1 protein-coding gene is annotated in these 240 nt (G+C 68.8%); it reads right to left on the reverse strand.

Translation table 11 applies throughout. From position 1 onward, the window contains the following. Positions 1 to 217 (reverse strand): LysR family transcriptional regulator (locus AAEY62_RS24470; protein ID WP_350637081.1); only part of this gene is annotated, 217 nt, incomplete at its 3' end. Positions 218 to 240: the final 23 nt, after the last annotated feature.

Below are 240 nucleotides of genomic sequence, written 5' to 3' on the forward strand. Positions count from 1 at the left end.
TGCTGACGCAGCGCCGGTAATACGCGTCGCCTTCGGGCGTCGGCCGCAGCGCGCGCGTCGTGCGCACCAGCAGCGGCATGCCGAGCGCCGCTTCGAGCTCCTGCACGGTGCGCGTGGCGGTGGCGCGCGAAATGCCGAGCGCCTGCGCCGCGCGCGTAAAACTGTTCATTTCGACGATGCGCGTGAAGATGCGCATCGCGCGGATCGGATTGTCCACCGGACACCTCTGCATGGTTGCAC

Source organism: Pseudoalteromonas sp. GW168-MNA-CIBAN-0100 (assembly GCF_040309225.1).
GTDB classification, from domain to species: Bacteria; Pseudomonadota; Gammaproteobacteria; order Enterobacterales; family Alteromonadaceae; genus Pseudoalteromonas; species Pseudoalteromonas arctica.